Source organism: Arsukibacterium sp. MJ3, from assembly GCF_000987765.1.
In the GTDB taxonomy this organism is placed as follows: Bacteria; Pseudomonadota; Gammaproteobacteria; order Enterobacterales; family Alteromonadaceae; genus Alishewanella.
In genome coordinates, this window is record NZ_LAHP01000119.1 from 1 (window position 1) to 604 (window position 604).

Below are 604 nucleotides of genomic sequence, written 5' to 3' on the forward strand. Positions count from 1 at the left end.
CCGTAGCGGCAATGCAACCGTTTGTTTTACCATTAATAAGCACAGTGTGGGGTTGTTGTGTCAAAGAGTTTAACGCTCCTACCAAGGCCTTTATTTTGCAGCACCAACCATTCTTTCTTTGCTGGCACTAGGCGAGAGTAATATGAACTACAAACTATACAGGAAAATACAAAGTGCGCGAAAACACTAATACAAAAAAGGCGAAATGTTTGCACATTTCGCCTTTTTCGCTAGAACCGATGTATCAATTAAGCAGAGTGCTTATTGATGTAATCGATAGCTGCCTGAACGGTACGAATCTTTTCAGCTTCTTCGTCAGGAATTTCAGTTTCAAACTCTTCTTCAAGAGCCATTACTAATTCAACCGTATCTAATGAATCAGCACCTAAATCGTTTTCAAAAGAAGCTTCTGGTTTTACTTCTTCTTCTTTAACACCTAGCTGTTCAATTACAATTTTTTTAACGCGTTCTTCAATAGTGCTCATGTTTAACCCTCAAATAAAGGTGTCTTTAATAAATTTGCGTGTAGTGTAAGCCTTCCGGCCACACACTTAAAGTAAAAATTTAACGAATTGGTTGAGGTCTTACCTCGTTGCGCGCCAAT

1 protein-coding gene is annotated in these 604 nt (G+C 38.7%); it reads right to left on the bottom strand.

Going from position 1 to position 604, the window contains the following annotated elements; all coding sequences use genetic code 11:
• Positions 1–248: 248 nt before the first annotated feature.
• Entirely contained in the window at positions 249–485 is a 237-nt protein-coding gene (gene acpP / locus VT06_RS17075; protein WP_007419889.1) for an acyl carrier protein, read from the bottom strand.
• Between the last annotated feature and the right edge of the window lie 119 nt (positions 486–604).

What these genes read in the sequence shown, in the direction of transcription:
- acpP (WP_007419889.1), bottom strand. Translation starts at nt 485, where the DNA reads ATGAGCACTATTGAAGAACGCGTTAAAAAAATTGTAATTGAACAGCTA.